Origin of the sequence: Azospirillum humicireducens (assembly GCF_001639105.2) — a bacterium.
In the GTDB taxonomy this organism is placed as follows: domain Bacteria; phylum Pseudomonadota; class Alphaproteobacteria; order Azospirillales; family Azospirillaceae; genus Azospirillum; species Azospirillum humicireducens.
In genome coordinates, this window is the sequence record NZ_CP015285.1 from 3,092,060 (window position 1) to 3,112,586 (window position 20,527).

Sequence of the window (20,527 nt, forward strand, 5' to 3'; positions counted from 1 at the left end):
CTCATGTCCGCGGCAGAGGGTCGAGAAGGCGATTACAGATCGATGACGACCCCCGCATCTGCCTGACGCGATGGTCCACCGCCAAATCGGAGTCGCAGAGTCTCAGCCTTCTCCGCCCACTCATGCATGGCTCTATTACGCGCAACTGCCCCGTCGAATGCCTCGCGCAATTGCTTGAACAGGGCTTCCATCGCCTGAAGTTGAGGAAAATAGGTGACCATGAAATCGGGCGCGTCGATATGCTCGAGAATGGCGGTACGCTGATCCTGCAAATCCTTTACGATAGCTTGGCGATCCTCTTCGAACTTCGCTTTCTTCTGCCAGTCCCGCAACATCGACCAGATTTCCAACGCGACGCCAATTCCCGCCAAGGCATTGTTAGCGAAACGCGCCGCCTTGATCGCACCATAGGGTTTGAATTTGAGCGAGGGCATTACCCAATCACGGGCCTTCAGGATCATCGTGTTGTCGATCTTGACGTTGCCCTTGACCTTGTCGGCCACCTTGCCGAGCGTGTTCATCAATGCCGCTTCGCCCTGGTCGCTGGAGACGAAGTTTGCGCTCATGCTGACGATCTGCTGACTGATCGGTCCCAACTCCCGCGTAAAAGCGTTTTTGATTTCCGCGGTCACCACGACGCCATCCGGCCCTATCTTGCGGTTGAAGAAATCCGCAAATTCGTCCATCCCGGTGTTGTTCGCCTCGACGATGAGATCGCCGAACAGGTCGACCACCTCTCGACGGAGTGCCATCTGCGCCTCACCGGCCTCCCGCCGATAACGGGCAAGTCGCGGTTCCTCCTCCTTCGCCCTTCCGTCGGCGATGGCGGCCTCCTGCTCGGCCTCTTCCGCCGCCCGCCGCGCCGGAAGCAGCATTCGATCGGTCACGTCCCGCAGGATCGCGGCGCAGGTCTGGCGTTTCGCCTCCTCCGCTCCACCTATGGCGTCGACCTTCTCCGCCGTGGCAAGGCGCAGATCCTCGATATGCGAGAGCCGCGCATATTCGTCGGGACGGTTGAGCCAGCTTTCCACGCCTTCATCGAATGGGTTGGCCGCGACGCCGACGATAGACAGGCTGCCCTCCTCTTCAGGGGTCAATTCAATCAGATCCCGCAAGCGGGATTTGATGTTCAATTTCTTGATTTCCAGATTGCGTACATAGTCGGCATCGTCCTCGACATCGGCAACCATATCGAAGCGGCCAATAACGAAAACGGTTCGCGAAAGCAGTCCGAGTTCACGGAAAAGCCAGTTCAACTCGTCGCGATGGCTTTCCTTCAGAGGATTGGACGGGTTAAGGACGTACAGAACGAGATTGGCCTCGCTCACATATTTCCTGCTCAACTCCTTGTATTTTTCCGCCACGCCATCGCCGATATTTTTTTCCTTGAAGCCGAACAGGCCCGGCGTGTCGATCAGTTCCACCTCGTCGTTCGCATCATAGACCGTAACGGCATTCGACGATTCGCTCTGGCTGATCTTCATGTCGCCGGGCACCATGCCCAGCCAAGCGGCGGCAAGCGACGTCTTGCCTTCCGAGAAACCGCCAACCAGCGCAACCTTCAGCTTTCCAGCACCCGCGCCGCTGAGCGCGTCGAGCTTCTCTCTCAGATGCGGTGGAAGCGCGACGCCGAGCTTCTCGCCGGCATCGAGAAAAGTAAGAATATCCTTCACATCGGGCATATGGTTGGAAGCCATTCTCGGGAACCCTGACATATGATATGGGTTGGGCTAATTGAAGACCGCAGGAACTTGTGATTTTTTAGCCTAATCAGGAAGCGGATTCGGCATATTGGCAAATCCTAGAGGGATTTTGGGCAAGAGACTTCAAATCGCCGGCAGCGGCTCTTACGGAATTGGCTGCTGCCTCGAAATTCCTTTCCACAGACTGCAAAGGGTCGATTACGCCAAGAATGTGCGTCCGGAGATCGGTTTCGACCTTCTGCAAAGCCTGTTTCACATTCTCACGCAGTTTCGGTTTTATCTCATCGAGGTTCTTGTTCAATTCCTGTTTCTGTTGGCTCTTATGATAATCACTGTCGAAAAAATTCCAGATGCTGCGGATCGCACCCAGCAATATACCAAATCCCGCAATGATGGCAGCCACTCCGCCGGTCAGCAGGGTTGCCGCCGCCGCCGCTGTTGTCAGCCCGATCCAGTCTATGCCGCTGCTGGTATTGACCTCTACGGCATGCGAGAAAGACAGGGAAAAAATCTTACTGTTAAATGCGTTAACATCTTTGAGATATTTCTCAACAAGCCGAAGCGCTTCCTTGCACGACTTATATGCATTTTCTGCGGCGGCACGCACTTTGCTGTTGATTGTCTTGGCTAAACCGACTTGTTCTTCTGCTAATATCTCTTCAATTTTTTTCTTCAGCGCACTATCATCGCTCAAACCTTTGTCAATTTCCTCCAACATCTTCTTGCGCATATTCTTGATGCAAATGTTCGTCACTTCATCGATCAGGCGGCTCACGGCTTTCGACGCATCGTCGGCGATCAATCCAAGCTCAGGGCCCAATTTCTTGAGCTGCTTTCTCAGCTCGTCGGCAGGTCTGCCGAATTGCGTCTCTGCCTCTTGCTCAAGATGATTAATAGCCTTCGCAATTGGAGGATGGAGTTTCCTGATATTGGCCTGCGCAATCTGATCCTGGGTTGGGACTTCCCGCTTCAGCAATGCTCCGAATTCCGCAATCCCGCTGAATGCCAACATCTCCTCTGCGTTCACCCTGTTGAGAAACTTCTCCCGCTGAGGCGCGAAGCGGCTGTCGTATGGCAGTTCATCGGCAAGCGCGAGAAAACCGGGCAAAGCACTCAAAACAACATGACCTTGGTAGTGGTTACCCAAAACCTCACGCATTTTCCCGTCGAGCGAATTTTCCCCAATCGCAAGGCTTTGCGTCTCATCCTCGCTCACAATCGGATTGCTAATCTGACGGGGATTGGTAATTTTCTTGTTATAAACTGCCCAGACCTTGGCCTGCGGCTTAAGATGCCGCTTGATTTTTTCCAATGTTCCCGTTCGCCCTTTGTCGCCACCGCTGCTCTGTGGCGGCCGGGCATCCGCCGTCACGTAGAAAACGATATGGGCCCGGTGAAGAGCGCTTTCGATTTCAGCCGCAACTTTTGCCTCGTTGCCCTCGATCCCCGGCACATCAAGCAGGTTGAAGCGGGCATCGTCACAGGAACATGGGTGACTGGCGGTATCGCGCGTATAGTCAGGCCGACCGTCCCCGATGGATTCGCCTGGCCTATCTCCATGAGAGCGAAACAAGAGCCGCAGCGCTTCAATCAAAGTCGATTTGCCAGCGTTGGTTTCGCCATAAAATGCAACGCTGGGATGGCTCCAGTCCAGATGCCTCCATATCTCCGCAATTTCACGCTTGAGCGGACCTTTGGCCTCTCCGATGATTACAGCGGCTGAATATGAAGGATCCTCCAATAGTTGATTATCGCGCTTATTATTTTTAATATTGAGCCAAAACACCTATTCACCACTCGGTAAAAATGAATTTTTGGAAAGATTATATTTTTTTTAATCCGCCTTCAAGGGTCTTTGCGATTGAAGATGGCGTTTCCCTATTCCCTACATTTAATTCGGGATTGCTTGGCCGCCCAGGCGACTGATGCCAAAGCCTCCATGGCGCCTTGAAATTGCCTTTCAAAGCAACCCTGTTCGCCGATGTCCCGCCAAAGCCGCGGAAATGATAAACAGGAGGTTGTTTCCTCAATGCCTCCACGCATCCCAGCAATGCCCCACCATTTCGTGTGACTTTTTACGCGCGCCCTTGACGTGCGTCTCCCTTTGCCCACATAAGCGCATACCAAACATTCGATCCCAGCCGTCCGACGGCCGCCGTACAGGCGCCTCCGGCAGGGTTTCCTCCCGCCCCCGAGATCCGCATCGACGAGCGATGCACGCCTGTCCGGCAGCGTCGAATGCCGGCCTAAGTGAGACGTACGACAGAGGCATGACGTTTGATTCAAAGCGGCGCCGGATGGCGCCGAACAACCGCGCACGCAACCGCAACCCGCGTCCGCGAGATGACTTCGACGGCTCCCGCCCGGCGACCATTCCGGTCCATGGCGGCGGCCCCACCGGCCCAGTTCCGGGCAAGGACGAGATCCTGTTCCTTCCGCTGGGCGGCTGTTCCCGCATCGGCATGAACATGGCGCTCTATGGTCATGCCGGCAAATGGCTGATCGTCGATGCCGGCGTCGCCTTCGTCGGCGACGAGATGCCGGGGATCGACAGCCTGATGGCCGATCCGGCCTTCATCGAAGAGAGGATGCAGGACGTCGTCGGCCTGGTGGTGACCCACGCGCACGAGGACCATATCGGCGCGATCCACCATCTGTGGCCGCGCCTGCGCTGCCCGATCTATGCCAGCCCCTTCGCCTCGCACATCATCCGCGACCGGCTGAAGGAAAAGGGCGCCCACCGCGCCGCCAAGGTGCAGACCTTCGAGATCGGCGACACGCTGACCATCGGTCCCTTCCGGATCGAGACCATCGCCGTCACCCATTCGATCCCCGAACCGATGTCGCTGGCGATCCGCACGGCGGCCGGCACGGTGCTGCACACCGGCGACTGGAAGTTCGATCCCGATCCGCTGATCGGCCGGACCACCGATGTCGCCGCGCTGAAGCGCTTGGGCGACGAGGGGCTGCTCGCCATGATGTGCGACAGCACCAACGCCGACGTGCCCGGCTCGACCGGGTCGGAGGCCGACGCCCGCGCCGGCCTGATCGGCGCGTTCGCCAACCGCTCGGGCGCCATCGCGGTGACTGGCTTCGCCTCCAACGTCGCCCGCATGACCGCGGTGGCGGAAGCGGCGGCGGCGGTCGGGCGCAAGGTGGTGCTGGTCGGCCGCTCCATGCTGCGCATGGAAAAGGCGGCGCAGGCCTGCGGCTATCTCGACCATGTGCCGGACTTCATGGATGTCCGCGAGGCGTCCTGGACCCCGCGCGACAACCTCGTGTTCCTGTGCACCGGCAGCCAGGGCGAGGAGCGGGCCGCACTCAGCCGTCTGGCCCGCAACGAGCACCGCGACCTGTGGCTGGAAGAGGGCGACACCGTCATCTTCTCCGCCCGCACCATCCCCGGCAACGAGGAGGCTCTGGCCGAAATCCACGAGCATCTGCGCGGCATGGGCGTCGAGATCGTCACCCCGGCCGATGCGCCGGTCCATGTCTCCGGCCACCCCAAGCGCGACGACCTCGCCCGCATGTACGGGCTGGTCCGCCCGCGCTTTGCGGTTCCGGTCCACGGCACCATCGAACATATGGAAGCCCACGCCCGCCTCGCCCGCGCCTGCGGCGTCGAGCGTGCCCTGGTTCCGGAGGATGGCGACATCCTGCGCATCGCCAAGGAAGGCACCCGCGTGATCGGCCGCATCGAGCCCAGGCGGCTCGCCAATACCGGCCGGGATCTCATTCCCTGGGTGCCGCCAGTAACGGTGGACGCCAAGGAAGAGCGCGTCGCGGCCTGAGGATCGATTTCAGGAAAGGACGTGAAAGAGGCGCGGACCGATGCCTGCGTCCTCTTTCGCTGTCCTGCCGGCCTTCCTCCTGATCCTTCAAGGAAGGGGAAGGGAAAGGGATGGTGCGGTCAAGGCGGGCGATTCCCGGACCAGCCCTTCTCGAACGAAGCGCCGGCTCATCCGCAATGCGGCAGAGGCCTGATTCTTCGGGCCGGCAGCCGGTGACAACACATTCTTTAGATTTCTCTTTCTACAAATCTGAGTACCTGAGAATGTTGCGGTCGGTATCTGGATAGACTCCGGCCACACGACAGCGAAAGGGCCTGGGATGGCGCCGCATGGTGATCGCGATGCTCACGGCCAAAAGCCCGGCGATCCTGTCCGGACCATGGCACCGGACTTGGTGGACAGCGGTATTCTCGACACACTGTTCGCGAACAATGCAGCCCCCATCCTGCTGATCGACCCCGACAGGGATGGGGCCATCGTCGATGCCAACCCCAAGGCTGCGGCCTTCTACGGCCACAGCCGCGAGACGCTGCGCAGCCTCCATGTCTGGGACATCAATGCGCTCGGGCGGTCGATCCTGCCGGCGATGCGGGAGATCGCATCCTGGGAGGGTGGCCATTACCCGCAGCGCTTTCACCATCGGCTCGCCGACGGATCCGTGCGCGACGTACAGGTCTATGCCGGCCCCATTGTGCTGGCCGGACGGAAGCTGCTGCTGTGCATCGTCCACGACCTGACCGCCGTGATCGAGGCCGAGCAATTCAACCGCCTGCTGCTGGAAAATGTGCAGGTCGGTGTCTGTGGCATCGACCGCGCCGGAAACTTCACCTTCGTCAATCCGGTTGCCGTCCGCGCCTTCGGCTTCCGCCATGAAAGCGAGATGACCCGCGGGCATATCGGGTGTTTCCTGTCCCACACCGGTCCGGCCCCAACCGACCCGACCTCCACCGCCCTGCCCCCGGACAGCCGCACAGCCGGGACGGAGGGAGCGGCGGCGGTTCTCCACCCCATCTTCCAGGTGGCCGAAACCGGGGAGCCGGCGCGGGACATCGATGCCACATTCCTCCGCGGCGACGGCACAGCATTCCCGGTCCGCCTGACCGCCAGCCCGATCCGCAACCACAGCGGCATCGTCGGCGTGGTGATGAGCTTCTCCGACCTGACGGTGGAACGCGAGCGCGAGGCCCAAGCCAGCGATCTGGCCAACGCCCTGCCGGGCGCGATCTTCCAGGCCGAGCTTCATCAGGGAGGCGCCCTGCGCGCCTGCTATTTCAGCTCCGCCGCCACGGAGCTGTTGGGCTTGGCTCCCGACTCCGAACTCACCGCCCCAAGCATCCTGATCCCGCTGATGAGCCTGAAGGGCTGGGCCAGGATCCGCCGCAGCCTGCGGCGGGCAGGACGGGACGGCAAGGTCTGGGAAGGAGAATTGGAGATCGGTCCCGCCGAGTCCCGGCGCTGGCTGCTGGGACGCGCCCAGCCGCGGCGTCGCGCCGACGGCACCATGGTCTTCAACGGCGTTCTGCTGGACATCACCGAGCGTAAGATCCTGGAGGCCGAACTGCAGCGGGCGGCGATGCACGATCCACTGACAGGGGCCTGGAACCGCCGCCGCTTCCAGCAGGCGCTTGCCGAAGCCGAAGCCAGGGCGGAACGCTACGGCCGACCCTATGTCCTCGCGCTGATCGACATCGACCACTTCAAGCGTTTCAACGACACGCACGGGCATCAGGCGGGCGACGATGCCCTCCGTCTGGTCGCCGGCACCCTTTCCGCCCGGCTGCGCCGCTCCGATGCGCTCGCCCGCTGGGGCGGCGAGGAGTTCGCCCTGCTGCTGCCGGAAACCGAACTGGCAACCGCCCGGCAGGTTCTCGAAAATCTCCGGCACGCCGTCGCGTCGCAGCAGATGGAGTGCGGAAGCTCCATCACCGTCAGCATCGGCGCCGGACAGTGCCTGGCTGGCGAAGACACCTACGGCCTGCTCCAGCGTGTCGATGCCGCGCTGTACCGGGCCAAGGATGCCGGCCGGAACCGCGTCGAGCAGGCATGATAGGCTGACATTCGCCGGACGCCGAAGCGGCAGCCCTGGTTCATCTCCCGGCGGCGACATGACCGATCACGGCCTTTGCGATTTAACTCTCCAATAAGCGCCCGCAAACAGATCCTTTCCATCGTGGGACGTCCCACGATCCGATTGCGGTGGGCAAATTGAACGGAAGGGGCGGACCTGTTCCATGATGTTCCACCCTGCCGCATGAAAAACGCCGGACCCACAGGGATCCGGCGTTTTTGCGTTTCTAGGGCGGGAGCCTGCCCGCTCAGTCCCCTGCCGCCGGGTGCGGCACCGCCCCCTGGTTGGGACGGCGGCGGACGAACAGACGGTAGACCGCGACGAAGAAGACCGGCACGAACAGGATCGCCAGCACGGTGGCGGAGATCATGCCGCCCATCACGCCGACACCGATGGCGTTCTGGCTTTCCGACCCGGCGCCGGTGCTGATCGCCAGCGGCAGAACGCCGAGGATGAAGGCCAGCGACGTCATGATGATCGGCCGCAGACGCTGACGGCAGGCCTCGACCGCCGCGTCCTTCAGCTCCATGCCCTGGTCGTAGAGCGACTTGGCGAACTCCACGATCAGGATGGCGTTCTTCGCCGACAGTCCGATGGTTGTCAGCAGGCCGACCTGGAAGTAGACGTCGCTCGGCAGGCTGCGCAGCGTTGCCGCGACGACCGCGCCGATGACGCCCAGCGGCACCACCAGGATGACCGACACCGGCACCGACCAGCTCTCATAGAGTGCCGCCAGGCAGAGGAAGACGAAGATCATCGACAGGGCATAGAGCGCCGGCGCCTGCGAGCCGCTCAGCCGCTCCTCGTAGGACAGGCCGGTCCACTCGTAGCCGATGCCCGGAGGCAGCTTCTGCATCATCGCCTCCATCTCGGCCATCGCCTCGCCCGAGCTGATGCCCGGCGCGGGAGCCCCCTGGATGTTGATCGACGCCGAGCCATTGTAGCGCTCCAGCTTCGGCGAACCGTAGATCCACTGCGCCGTCGTGAAGGCGGAGAAGGGGACCATCTGGTTGCTGGAATTGCGCACGTACCAGCGGTCGATGTCGCTCGGCTGCATGCGGTAGGGCGCGTCGGCCTGCAGATAGACCTTCTTCACCCGGCCCTGGTCGATGAAGTCGTTGACGTAGGACGAGCCCCAGGCCGCCGACAGCGTCGTGTTGATGTCGCTGAGCGACAGGCCGAGCGCGCTCGCCTTCTCGCGGTCGACATCCAGCTTGAACTGCGGCGTGTCCTCCAGGCCATTGGGGCGGACGCCGACCAGCTTCGGGTTCTGCGCCGCCATGCCCAGCAGCTGGTTGCGCGCCTGCATCAGCCGGTCATGACCCAATCCGCCGCGGTCGACCAGCTGCAGATCGAAACCGGTGGCGTTGCCGAGGCCGGGGACCGACGGCGGCAGGAAGGCGAAGACCACCGCATCCTTCAGCCGCGACAGCGCCCCCATCGCCCGGCCCGCGATGGCCTGCGGCTTCTGCGACGGCAGGGGACGCTCGCTCCAGTCCTTCAGCCGGACGAAGGCCATGCCCGCATTCTGGCCGCGGCCTGAGAAGTTGAAGCCGACGATGGAGAACAGGCCCTCGACGCTGTCCTTCTCCTGTTCCAGGAGATAGGTGGTGACAGCCTTGGCTGTCTCTGCCGTGCGCTCCGCGCTGGCGTTCGGCGGGGCCGACCACAGCACGAACAGCTGGCCGCGGTCCTCCGTCGGCAGGAAGGAGGACGGCATCTGCAGGAACAGGTAGCCCAGCCCGCCGAGGATCAGCAGATAGGCGACGAAATAGCGGCCCAGCCGGTTCACCGCACCGCGCACGCCGCGGACATAGACCCGGCTGCTGGCGTCGAAGCCACGGTTGAACAGGCCGAAGAAACCCCTCTTCGCATGCCCATGACCGACTGCGACGGGCTTCAGGATGGTGGCGCAGAGCGCCGGCGTCAGCACCAGGGCGACCAGCACCGACAGCGCCATCGCCGATACGATGGTCAGCGAGAACTGGCGGTAGATGGCGCCGGCCGACCCGCCGAAGAAGGCCATCGGCACGAACACCGCCGACAGCACCAGCGCGATGCCGACCAGTGCGCCGGTGATCTGGTCCATCGACTTGCGCGTCGCCTCGCGCGGGGGCAGCCCCTCCTCGCTCATCACGCGCTCGACGTTCTCGACGACGACGATGGCGTCGTCCACCAGCAGGCCGATGGCCAGCACCATGCCGAACATCGTCAGCACGTTGATCGAGAAGCCGAAGAGCGACAGCACGCCGAAAGTACCGAGCAGCACCACCGGCACGGCGATGGTCGGGATCAGCGTCGCGCGGAAATTCTGCAGGAACAGATACATCACGACGAAGACGAGGACGATGGCCTCGAACAGCGTCTTGATCACCTCTTCGATCGACAGCTGAACGAAGGGGGTCGTGTCGAAAGGATAGATGACCTCGATGCCCTCCGGGAAGAAGGGCTGCAGTTCCGCCACCCGCGCCTTGACCGCGGCGGCAGTGTCGAGCGCGTTGGCGCCGGTCGCCAGCTTGATGCCGATGCCCGCCGCCGGCTTGCCGTTATAGGCGGCGTTGATCTCGTAGGTTTCGGACCCGATCTCGATCCGCGCCACGTCGCGCAGCCGCACCTGGGATCCGTCGGGGTTGACGCGCAGAAGAATGGCGCCGAACTGCTCGGGCGTCTGCAGGCGCGACTGGGCGCTGATGGTGGCGTTGATCTGCTGGCCCGGCACCGCCGGCGCGCCGCCGAGCTGGCCGGCGGATACCTGGGCGTTCTGGGTCTTGACCGCGTTGGAGACGTCGGTGGTCGTCAGCGCGAAGTTGTTCAGCGCGTCGGGATCGAGCCAGATGCGCATGGCATGCTGCGGACCGAAGACGGTGATGTCGCCGACACCTTCGACGCGGCTCAGCGTGTCCTGCAGATTGGAGGTGACGTAGTCGGAGATGTCGCCCTGGCTGAGGCGCCCGTCACTCGACACGAAACCGACCACCAGCAGGAAGTCGTTGCCGGCCTTCGACACCTGAATGCCGCGCTGCTGGACTTCCTGCGGCAGCAGGGGAGTCGCCAGCTGCAGCTTATTCTGCACCTGGACCTGGGCGATGTCGGGATTGGCCTCCGGCTCGAAGGTCAGCGTGATGGTGACGTTGCCGGAGGAGTCGCTGTTGGAGGACATGTAGCGGAAATGGTCGAGCCCGGTCATCTTCTGTTCGATGACCTGGGTGACCGTGTCCTCCAGCGTCTTGGCCGAAGCGCCGGGATAGCTGGCGGTGATCGACACCGTCGGCGGTGCGATCTTCGGATATTGTTCGACGGGCAGTTGCAGGATCGCCAGGGCGCCGGCCATCATGATGACGATGGCGATGACCCAGGCGAAGACCGGCCGGTCGATGAAGAATTTGGACATGGGAGCGGTTCCTGCGGACGGTGTCCTGGATCAGCGGGCCGAAGCAGCCTTTTCAGGCAGCGCGGCGAGGGCGTTCTGGGCCGGCACCGGCTTCACCTCGGCACCCGGCTTGACCTTCTGCAAGCCTTCGACGACCACCCGGTCGCCCGCCGCCAGACCGTCCGACACCAGCCAGACATTGCCGACCGCCCGTTCGGTCTTGATGGTGCGCTGGGCCACCTTGTTGTCGGCACCCACCACCCAGACGCGGGCGGTGCCGTCCGGTCCGCGGGTCACAGCCGCCTGCGGGACCGTGATGGCGTTCTCGGCGACGCCCTGCTCGACGCGGGCGCGGACGAAAAGGCCGGGCAGCAGCTCCCTGTTCTGGTTGGGGAAGACCGCGCGCAGCTGGACGGAACTGGTGCCCGCATCCACCGTCACATCGGAGAACTGGAGTTCACCCTTCGCCGGATAGGGGGTGTCGTCGCCGTTGCTGTTCAGGAACAGCGTCACCGGAATCTTGCCGGGCTCCGCCGGGCGGATGCGACCGCTCGCCATATCGTCGCGCAGCTTCATCAGCTGCGAGGCGGTCTGCGTCACGTCGACATAGATCGGATCGAACTGCTGAATGGTCGCCAGCGCCGTCGCCTGGTTGGAGGTGACCAGGGCGCCTTCCGTCACCGCCGACTTGCCGATGCGGCCGGAGATCGGGGCGAAGACCTTGGTGTAATTCAGATTGATGCTGGCAAGGTTGTAGGCGGCCTTGGCGGAGGCGACCTGCGCCTCGTTCTGCTTCAGCGATGCCTGGACATCGTCGAAGTCCTGCTTGCTGACCACGCTGTTCTTGACCAGATCGCTATAGCGCGCCGCCTTGTTGCGTGCAGCCTGGAGGTTCGCCTCGGCCTTCTGCACGTCGGCCTGGGCGCTCGCCAGCGACGCTTCGTAGGTGGCGGGGTCGATCTGGTAGAGCTGGTCGCCGGCCTTGACGTCGCTGCCCTCGCGGAACAGGCGCTTCAGCACGATGCCGCTGACCTGCGGGCGGATTTCAGCCACCCGATAGGCGGCAGTGCGGCCTGGCAGCTCGGTCGCCACGGTCAGGCGCTGCGGCCCGATGGTGATGACCGACACCTCCGGCGGACCGCCGGCCTGGGGCTGGCCGGCCGCCTGCTTCTGCTGGTTGCAACCGGCGAGCACCGCGACCATCGCAGCAGCCGCGGCCAACGTCATGAATGAGTTGGATCTGAACATCTCTTTCCTCGTCTCGGCGCCGCGTGTCTGCGGTCCCGTCTCCCTGCTAAGGCCGGGCTGCGGATGGACCGGCACATCCCCGTTGCTTAGTACTGTCTCATACAGTACACTGTACCAGACGATACATTCAGAACGCTGCAGCGCGCAAGGGGGTTCCGCAATGCCCGATACGGGGCTGGATGAAAAGGGGGTGGACTACGGTGCCGGAACGGGCGCGCGGGGACACGCGCGCTGCCGGGCGCTGCTGGATGCCGCGGCGGCGCTGTTCGTCGAGAAGGGTTATGCCGGAACGTCGCTCAGCGACATATTGCGGGTCGCCGGCGGATCGCGCACGACTCTCTATGCCCATTTCGGCGACAAGGACGGCCTGTTTCGCGCCATGATGGATGAATATTGCGCCCGGGTGCTGGACGGCATGGCACCGGACACCCTCGCCTTCGATGGCCCCACCGGCAGCGTTTCGGAGCAGAGTGTCGATCCGGAGGAGCGGCTGGTCCGCATTGCCCTGCATATCATGCATGCGCTGACGGAACAGCAGACGACGGCGATCCTGCGCACCCTGATTTCCGAAGGCGCCCGCATTCCCGACCTCGCCGAAACCTTCGTCCGCGTCGGTCCGGAACGCATCCGCGACCGGATGGCCGGCTGTCTGCGCGAACTGGCCGCGGCTGGACGGATCCGCGTTGCCGACGCCGATGTGGCGGCACAGTCCTTCTGCGGCATGGTGACCGGCAACCTCCTGATGGAGCGGTTGATCCTGCCCGACCGGCCGGTCGATATGCCGGCGGTGGAGGCCTATGTGCGAGCCAGCGTCAGCCTGTTCCTGCGCGGCACCGCCCCGCCCCGGGACGCCTCCTGACGGAACCGCAACCCGATCGATCACGCTTCCCAACGAACCGCCAAGCAAGAGGCTCGCGAAATGCCCCCCGGAACGTCCCCCAGAATACCCTCGGGAATGCCAAAGGACATCGTCGTTTTCATCGAGGCTGATGAGGAGCGGGCCGGACGGCTCGCCTATGCCGCCGCCCTGGCGCGAAGCTGGCAGGCCCACCTGATCGCCACCTTCGTCGCCAACCGGTTGGAACTGACGCCCGGCAGCAGCTTCGCCCGCGGCGGTGGACTGGAAGCGATGCTGCGCCGGCATCAGACCGCCACCCGCCACGCGGCGACGGAATCGCGGACGCTGTTCGAACGCATCGTCGCCGACACCGGCGTCAGCGGCGAATGGCGCCTGTCCAATCATGAGGATGGCGAGACGTTGATGCTCCATGCGCGCCATGCCAGCCTCGCCATCGTCGGGCCGCCGCTGCGGCCGGCCCGGCCGGCACGGCTGCTCAGCCTGTCGGAGGATGTGATCTTCGCCTCCGGCCGGCCCACCCTGCTTCTGCCGGCTGGCTGGCCGTCGCACCGTATCGGCCGGCGCATCGTTGTCGGCTGGAACGGCAGCCGAGAGGCGGCGACGGCCATCGCGCTCTCCATGCCCTTCCTGATCGCGGCGGAGGTGGTTCATCTGGTCGTGGTGCCAGAAGCACGGCCGAACGGCTTGCTCGGCGGCGATCCGGGGGCCGACATGTCCCGCCACCTGGCCCGCAACGGGGTCGAGGTGGTGCTTGAGCAGCGTTCCGGCACCGATGCCGGCACCGTGCTGCTGGACCATGCGCGCGAGGTCGATGCCGATCTGCTGGTGATCGGCGCCTATGGCCGGCCGCGGATCAGCGAGTTCGTCTTCGGCGGGACGACCCGGACCGTTCTGGCCAAGGCGAACACGCCGATCCTGCTGTCGCGATGACATTGCCGGAGGGGGCTTGCCCTGTGTCTTTACTGCAGGTCGCGCCTGGCTCCCCTCCCGGTGCAGACATTCTACAGTGGCGCACGCGCATCGGCGTGGAACGAACAATCGAACCGGACGCGGGAACCGCCGCGGCGGAGGGAAGCGCATCATGACGAACAGCAGTCACAAGGCCGATGCCGCCGCCGGAACCATTGCCGGACCTGCCACCTGCGGACCGCGCGGACTGGCGCGCCGGCAGGCGATCCTGACCGCCGCGCGGCGGCTGTTCATCGAAAAAGGATTCGAGAAGACGACGCTCAGCGACATCATCGCGGTGGCCGGCGGTTCCCGCGCCACGCTGTACGAGCATTTCGGCGACAAGGAAGGCTTGTTCCGCGCGATCATGGAGGAGGACAACGCCATGATCCTCGCCGGCCTCGCCCCGGCCCAGGCGGACGACCGCGTCACGCCGGAGGCCGGGCTGACCGCCTTCGCCCTGCATCTGGTCAAGGCCCTGCTGAACGAGGAGACGACCGGCACCGTCCGCATCCTGATCTCCGAAGGCGACCGCGTGCCGGACATCGCCGAGGCCTTCTTCCGCATCGGCCCGGAAAACGCCATCCGCCGCCTTGCCGAGTATCTGCAACGCCTGTCGGACAGCGGCACCCTGAAGATCGAGGATCCGGCCGTAGCCGCCCAGGCCTTCCTCGGCATGGTCACCGGCAACCTGCTGATGCGCCGCCTGATCCTGCCACAGAGCGCGCCGACCATCCCCAACCTCGACCGCTATGTCCGGCAGGCGGTGCGGCTGTTCCTGAGCGGCGCCCATGCATCGGGAACCACCAATCCCGGATGAGACACGGCTGCGGTCAGATCGTCTCCGCCGCCTCCCCTACCGCGCGGTTGCGGTCGGCCTTGTTCAGTGGTGCAGCGATCTCCTCAAGCCCCTTGCCATCGGCATCGACGCCATAGACCAGGGCCACCACGCAACCGAACATCATCACCACCGACCCCAGCCATAGCCCCAGACCGAGATCGAATTCGCCAAGTCGGTCGCCAACCGCGTGATCTTCATGGACCTCGACGAAATCGTCGAGCAAAACACGCCGGAGGAGGTCCTCACCGCCCCGAAATCGGAGCGGACACGGAGCTTCCTCGGCCAGATTTTGGCTCACTCCAGGACCTCTCGTTCCACCAAGGACAGTCGTGATGAAGCCAGAAATCCTCCTCGTCGAACCCATGATGCCCGCCATCGAACAGGCGCTGGACGCGGCCTATACCGTCCACCGCCTGTCGGCGGCACCCGACCGCGGCCGACTGATCGCCGAACTGGCCGACCGGGTGCGTGCCGTCGTCACCGGCGGCGGAACCGGCGTGAAGAACACGGTGGTCGATGCCCTGCCCAAGCTGGGGATCGTCGCCATCAACGGCGTCGGCACCGATGCGGTCGACCTGGAGCATTGTCGCGGCCGCGGCGTGCGCGTCACCAACACGCCCGACGTGCTGACCGACGACGTGGCGGATCTCGCCATCGGGCTGCTGATCGCCGCTTCGCGCCGCATGACGGTGGGAGACCGCTTCGTCCGCGCCGGACGATGGCCGACGGGCAAGCTGCCGCTCGCCCGCAAGGTCAGCGGCAAGCGGCTGGGCATTCTGGGGCTGGGCCGCATCGGCGAGGCCATCGCAAAGCGCGCGGAAGCCTTCGGCATGACCATCGCCTATACCAACCGCAAGCCGCGCGACGGCGTGCCCTACCGCTTCGTCGCCTCGCCTGTCGATCTGGCACGGGAGAGCGACATGCTGGTGGTGGCGGCGTCGGCCGGGCCGGACGCCCGCAACATGGTCGGACGCGCCGTGCTGGACGCGCTGGGCCCCGACGGCATCCTGGTCAACGTCGCCCGCGGCAGCGTCGTGGACGAGCCGGAGCTGCTGGCCGCATTGACCGAAGGCCGGCTGGGCGGGGCCGGACTGGACGTCTTCGCCGATGAGCCCAACGTGCCGGAGGGATTCCACGGCCTCGACACCGTCGTCCTGCAGCCGCATCAGGCCAGCGCCACGGTGGAGACACGTACGGCGATGGGCCAACTGGTGTTGGACAATCTGGACGCCTTCTTCGCCGGCCGGCCGCTGCCGACCGCCGTGGTATGAGATCCCGCCGTCGTGACCAAGCCGCCGCACGATCTGCCCAATCGGCCGCAAGCTCCGACGGCGGCCCTGTGCTACAACGATGAGGTGGCGCTGGGGCTGGAGGCTGCCCGCCTGCGCCGCATCGCTGGCCCGAGCGGATCATCCTGCCGAGCCGGCTGGTCGTCCGCAATTCCTGCGGCGCCCATTCCCTTTCCCCTCCACCATAGAGACCTGTCATCATGACCGATACCGTCGAGGCCCTGATCGCGGCGCGCGAGACCCGCAAATGGCTGACCGGGCTGGACCGCCGCCCCGCCGACGAGGCGGAGGCCTATGCGATCCAGGACGCCGTCGCCCGCCGCCTGGGCCCCGTCACCGCCTGGAAGGTCGGCGCCGCCACCCCGGAAGCAGAGCCCTTCCGCGCGCCGATCAACGCCGCCACCGTCTTCGAGGGCGCCGACCATCTGCCGGCCAACCTGTTCCAGGTCATCGGGGTGGAGGCGGAGATCGCCTACCGCTTCGCCCGTGATCTGCCGGCGCGCGAGCAGCCCTATACGCGGGAGGAGGTTCTGGATGCCGTTGATTCGGTCCATCCGGCCTGGGAGATCGTCGACACCCGCTTCACCGGCTTCGGCAGCCAGGACCGGCTCAGCCACATGGCGGACCAGTTCAACCATGGTGCGCTGATCGTCGGCCCGGCCATCGCCGACTGGCGCGCCCTCGACCCGCTGAAGGAGTCGGTGACGCTGGAGGTCGACGGAGAGACGAAGGTGGAAACGGTCGGCGGCAACAGCGCCGGCGACCCGGTGCGGCTGCTGGTGTGGATGGCCAATGTCGGCACCCGCAGCTTCGGCGGCCTGCATGCCGGCGAGGTGGTGACCACCGGCTCCTGCACCGGCACCGTCTTCGTCCAGCCGGGCAGCCGGTCGGTCGCCCGCTACGGCACCATGGGCACGCTGACGCTGAAGGTCGACTGACGGCACAGGAGGTGCCGCCGCGCCTGTCGGTTCCCCTCATGCGGGATCCAGCAGGCGCGGCCCGGCGCCGCCATCCCCCAGCTCGTCCCACGGGTTGCGCAGGGGACAGTCGCGGATCGACAGGCAGCCGCAGCCGATACAGCCATCCAGATTGTCGCGCAGCTTGGTCAGCTTGACGATGCGCTCGTCCAGCTCCTGCCGCCAGCGCTCCGACATCCGTTGCCAGTCGGCGGTGGTGGGGGTGCGGTCGTCCGGAAGCGCGTTCAGCGCGTCGGCGATGGAGGCAAGCGAGATGCCCAGCCGTTGCGCCACCTTGATCACCGCCACCCGACGCAGCACGTCGCGGGAGAAGCGGCGCTGGTTGCCGGCATTGCGCCAGCTGCGTATCAGCCCCTGCGCCTCGTAGAAATGGATGGTCGAGACCGCCACGCCGGACCGGCGTGCGACCTCGCCCACCGTCAGATCCTTGTCATACTCTTCCGGCGACAACATTCGGCCCCTCCCGGTTTCCGCAACCCTCTGTCCCGCCAGTCTGGCGTGCTTTCCGCTTGACCTCAAGTTCTGTTGAGGTTTTAGCCTGCCCCCACTTTGCCAATGAAACAGGCAGATTGCCGAGTGCGTAATCAGGGGGATGGGGACCGAATGACAAGGGGAAAGTTCGCTGCCCTGCGCAAGCGGCTGGCGGGATTGGGGGAGCTTGTGTTCCGGCCGATCCTGCCCGGCGCCACGCTGCGCGACCGCATGATCGCCTGCTGCGGCGCGCTGCTGGGCATCGCCGCGACAGGGCTGCTCTGCCGCAACATGCTGGCCTACATGTCCAGCGCGCCGGTGCTGGTGGCGCCGATGGGGGCGTCGGCGGTGTTGCTGTTCGCCGTGCCGGCCAGCCCGCTGGCGCAGCCCTGGTCGATCGTCGGCGGCAACACGCTGTCGGCCGTCGTCGGGGTGCTGGTCGCCGCCATCATTCCCGACCCGATGCTGGCCGGGGCCGCCGCGGTGGCGCTGGCCATCGCCACCATGTCGCTGACCCGCTGCCTCCACCCGCCGGGCGGAGCCGCCGCCCTGACCGCGGTGCTGGGCGGACCGGCGGTGACGGAGATGGGCATCAAGTTCGCCTTCTTCCCCGTCGCGGTGAACTCCATCCTGCTGCTGACCGCCGGGCTGATGTTCCACCGGCTGTCCGGCCACCGCTATCCCCACAAGGCGGTGAACACCCACCGCACCGGCGATCCGCCACCGCAGCTGCGCCCCGGCCTGACCCAGAGCGACATGGACGTGGCGCTGCGCCGGCTGGCCGAGACGCTGGACGTCAGCCGCGAGGACCTGAGCGCCCTGCTGGTCAATGCCGAGCTGCATGCGCTGGAACGGCTGCATGCCGACATCAGTTGCCGGGACATCATGTCCCGCGACGTCGTCTCGGTCACGCCGGACACCCACACGCAGGTGGCACGCGCCCGGCTGCTGGAGCATGGATTCCGCACCCTGCCGGTGGTGGATGTCCGGAACGCCGTCGTCGGCATCGTCGGACACGAGCAGCTGTCGCACGGCCATACCGGCCGCAGCGGCGCCCGCGTCGACAGCGTGATGGCTCCGGCAACGGTCGAACTGCCGGATACACCGGTCTTCCGCCTGCTTGGCCGCCTGTCGGACGGGCGTACCCATGACGTGGTGATCGTTGACCAGAACCGCTGCGTCCTTGGAATGGTCACCCAGACCGACCTGCTGGTGGTGTTGGCCCGTACCGCTCTTGCCCGTGCTGTTCAGACCGGGGTGGATGGGCTGAACGGAGCGTTGCCGCGCGGCCATGTGCGGGATGTCTCCGGTGGCCGGGCGTAGCACCCGTTCTCCCTTCGCCGCCTCCAAGACGGAGAGGGCATGGAACGTTTGAAACAGGGTGAAACAGGAATTCGGACCTGTTTCGTGGTTCAACTCATCGCGAGGAGAATCGTACGGCGACAGGGGGGACGGCGATGGAACATCGCTGGACACACGCGGTCTCCCGGATTCTCTGACAGGCTATTTTTCCTATCACAAACCCGAGAAATGGTTAAGCGTGGGTATTAAATCCGCGGATGCCTGACTGTTGGGGCTCTGAACTCTGGTGACGGGCATCGCGGTCAGTATTGCGTCACCAGAGTTCAAGACCGAGGATGCACACCGTCACCAAAGTTCAGCCCTGCAATCAGGCGATGCGCGCCATCACCCGCTCGTTGATCGGCGGGCGCGAGGGGTAGAGGATCAGACCTTCGCCCGACTCCTCGACGCGGGCGTCGGGATAGGCGGCCATGGCGTATTTCAGATTCGGGATGAACTTGGTCTTGAACTGGCGGACCAGGGCGTAGCCGGCGCCGAACTGGCCGTGCAGCGCCGCCCAGGTGATCGGCGTCGGCTTTTCCAGCGAATGCAGGCGGTAAGCCAGCCAGATATAGACGTCGAGCGCCATCGACTTGCCGCTGATCGCCTTCAGCGCTTCTTCCGCCACCGGAACCGGATGTTCGCGCAGCGCCTTGAAGAAGCTGTCGCTGAGGCGCACCGTCTCGGTGAAGAGGGTTCCCTGGCGGTCGTCTGGCCGGCGCAACTGGATGGCGTCGGCGACGATCGATTCCTTGCTCTGCCGCCGGCCGCCGTCGGCGTCGGTGAAGAAGGTGAGATGGCAGGCGGACAGGCGTGCCGCCTGATCCTCGACGTCGCGATAGGCCTTGCCGCAGATCGGAATGTCCATCCGCTTCAGCCAATCATGCATCGAGCCGCCAAGCTCCACCTCCGGATTGCCGGTCTGGATCGCGCGGGTCTGGAGATAGAGCAGGATCATCCGTGCCCGGCTGCCATAGGGCACGCCGATTCGGCGGGTGACACCGTTGCGGTCCTCGATCACGCCTGGCTGGATCACCAGTTTGACCTTGTGGCCCGGCCGTTCCCAATGCTGATCGTCGGGAAGCTGGCGGTGGGGCAGCGCCGTCTGGCAGAATCCGGCATAGGTGATGCCGAGCTTCCCGTTCTCCGCAGCCTGGACTGCGGCGGCGATGTCGATCAGCGGCCGTTCCTCGTCCGAAACGAGGGCCAGTGCGCCGTCGCGCCCATGTGTCTCGATCAAACGATGAATGCTGCCCATGCCGCTCTCCCGCTCCTGGTCACCCGCTCCTGGCCCCTATGACCGTCCTGTGACCGCCGGATGACCGAACCTGCCAGATACAACACCCCGGATCGTGCCGAAGGCAATTTGAACCTTGGTGACGCAGGCTAATTGGAAGCTATTTGGAACCAGCTATTAGATTCGTCACCAAGGTTCAGGGGATAAGTCCGAGTCGCGTCACCACAGTTCAAGGAAAGCGTCACCAGAGTTCATGGGGAAAACCGGAGTGCCTGTGGACGAATCGTGGTGTGCGGGAGCGTGTGTGTTTGAACCTTGGTGACGCCTGCACAGGCGAGTCGGGGTGAACCGGTCGGGCAGGATCGCGGCAGGCGTCACCAAAGT

The 20,527-nt window shown here is 64.6% G+C and carries 15 protein-coding genes; 8 read left to right on the forward strand and 7 right to left on the reverse strand.

Annotated features, from left to right (window positions below; genetic code table 11):
• Positions 1–32: 32 nt before the first annotated feature.
• Both A6A40_RS14380 and A6A40_RS14385 read right to left on the reverse strand, forming a co-directional pair.
• On the reverse strand, positions 33–1,697 hold the full coding sequence (locus A6A40_RS14380) for a LeoA/HP0731 family dynamin-like GTPase (RefSeq protein ID WP_063635980.1): 1,665 nt from the start codon (positions 1,695–1,697) through the stop codon (positions 33–35).
• 73 nt (positions 1,698–1,770) lie between these two features.
• Positions 1,771–3,489: a GTPase domain-containing protein gene (locus A6A40_RS14385; protein WP_082860839.1), complete on the reverse strand. Its 1,719-nt coding sequence runs from the start codon at positions 3,487–3,489 to the stop codon at positions 1,771–1,773.
• Positions 3,490–3,973: 484 nt separating this feature from the next.
• Here A6A40_RS14385 and A6A40_RS14390 point away from each other — a divergent pair, with 484 nt between their 5' ends.
• Both A6A40_RS14390 and A6A40_RS14395 read left to right on the forward strand, forming a co-directional pair.
• A complete protein-coding gene (locus tag A6A40_RS14390; protein WP_236783685.1) occupies positions 3,974–5,494 on the forward strand; it encodes a ribonuclease J in 1,521 nt (506 codons plus the stop codon).
• Positions 5,495–5,873: 379 nt separating this feature from the next.
• Complete coding sequence (locus A6A40_RS14395) at positions 5,874–7,541, forward strand: sensor domain-containing diguanylate cyclase (RefSeq protein ID WP_063635983.1); 1,668 nt, start codon at positions 5,874–5,876, stop codon at positions 7,539–7,541.
• A gap of 268 nt (positions 7,542–7,809) precedes the next feature.
• Here A6A40_RS14395 and A6A40_RS14400 read toward each other — a convergent pair whose 3' ends face one another.
• The gene (locus A6A40_RS14400) at positions 7,810–10,953 is read right to left on the reverse strand and encodes an efflux RND transporter permease subunit (protein ID WP_063635984.1); all 3,144 of its coding nucleotides are present in this window, start codon (positions 10,951–10,953) and stop codon (positions 7,810–7,812) included.
• A gap of 30 nt (positions 10,954–10,983) precedes the next feature.
• Positions 10,984–12,180: an efflux RND transporter periplasmic adaptor subunit gene (locus A6A40_RS14405; RefSeq protein WP_063635985.1), complete on the reverse strand. Its 1,197-nt coding sequence runs from the start codon at positions 12,178–12,180 to the stop codon at positions 10,984–10,986.
• A gap of 160 nt (positions 12,181–12,340) precedes the next feature.
• Between A6A40_RS14405 and A6A40_RS14410 the strand changes: the two genes are divergently transcribed.
• The 3 genes from A6A40_RS14410 to A6A40_RS14420 all read left to right on the forward strand — a co-directional run bounded on the left by A6A40_RS14410 (position 12,341) and on the right by A6A40_RS14420 (position 14,807).
• Positions 12,341–13,039, forward strand: coding sequence for a TetR/AcrR family transcriptional regulator (locus tag A6A40_RS14410; RefSeq protein WP_063635986.1), 699 nt, complete (start codon positions 12,341–12,343; stop codon positions 13,037–13,039).
• 96 nt (positions 13,040–13,135) lie between these two features.
• Positions 13,136–13,969 (forward strand): universal stress protein, encoded by an 834-nt coding sequence (locus tag A6A40_RS14415; protein WP_063635987.1) that lies wholly within the window; start codon positions 13,136–13,138, stop codon positions 13,967–13,969.
• A gap of 151 nt (positions 13,970–14,120) precedes the next feature.
• A complete protein-coding gene (locus tag A6A40_RS14420) occupies positions 14,121–14,807 on the forward strand; it encodes a TetR/AcrR family transcriptional regulator (RefSeq protein ID WP_063635988.1) in 687 nt (228 codons plus the stop codon).
• Positions 14,808–14,820: 13 nt separating this feature from the next.
• Here the strand turns inward: A6A40_RS14420 and A6A40_RS32300 are convergent, their stop codons facing one another.
• Positions 14,821–15,126, reverse strand: a complete 306-nt coding sequence (locus tag A6A40_RS32300; RefSeq protein WP_158279290.1) for a hypothetical protein — start codon at positions 15,124–15,126, stop codon at positions 14,821–14,823.
• A gap of 34 nt (positions 15,127–15,160) precedes the next feature.
• On the opposite strand from A6A40_RS32300, the gene A6A40_RS14435 reads away from it, so the two are divergent.
• Together A6A40_RS14435 and A6A40_RS14440 are read left to right on the forward strand one after the other, a co-directional pair.
• Positions 15,161–16,099 (forward strand): 2-hydroxyacid dehydrogenase, encoded by a 939-nt coding sequence (locus A6A40_RS14435; protein ID WP_063635990.1) that lies wholly within the window; start codon positions 15,161–15,163, stop codon positions 16,097–16,099.
• A 218-nt stretch (positions 16,100–16,317) separates the two neighbouring features.
• Positions 16,318–17,055, forward strand: coding sequence for a 2-keto-4-pentenoate hydratase (locus tag A6A40_RS14440; protein ID WP_063635991.1), 738 nt, complete (start codon positions 16,318–16,320; stop codon positions 17,053–17,055).
• A gap of 36 nt (positions 17,056–17,091) precedes the next feature.
• On the opposite strand, the gene soxR is transcribed toward A6A40_RS14440, so the two are convergent.
• Complete coding sequence (soxR, locus tag A6A40_RS14445) at positions 17,092–17,547, reverse strand: redox-sensitive transcriptional activator SoxR (protein WP_063635992.1); 456 nt, start codon at positions 17,545–17,547, stop codon at positions 17,092–17,094.
• 150 nt (positions 17,548–17,697) lie between these two features.
• On the opposite strand from soxR, the gene A6A40_RS14450 reads away from it, so the two are divergent.
• Positions 17,698–18,888: an HPP family protein gene (locus A6A40_RS14450; protein ID WP_063635993.1), complete on the forward strand. Its 1,191-nt coding sequence runs from the start codon at positions 17,698–17,700 to the stop codon at positions 18,886–18,888.
• Between the two features lie 346 nt (positions 18,889–19,234).
• On the opposite strand, the gene A6A40_RS14455 is transcribed toward A6A40_RS14450, so the two are convergent.
• Positions 19,235–20,164 carry a replication protein RepA gene (locus A6A40_RS14455; protein WP_063635994.1) on the reverse strand — a complete coding sequence of 310 codons (930 nt, stop codon included), beginning with the start codon at positions 20,162–20,164 and terminating at the stop codon, positions 19,235–19,237.
• Positions 20,165–20,527 lie beyond the last annotated feature (363 nt).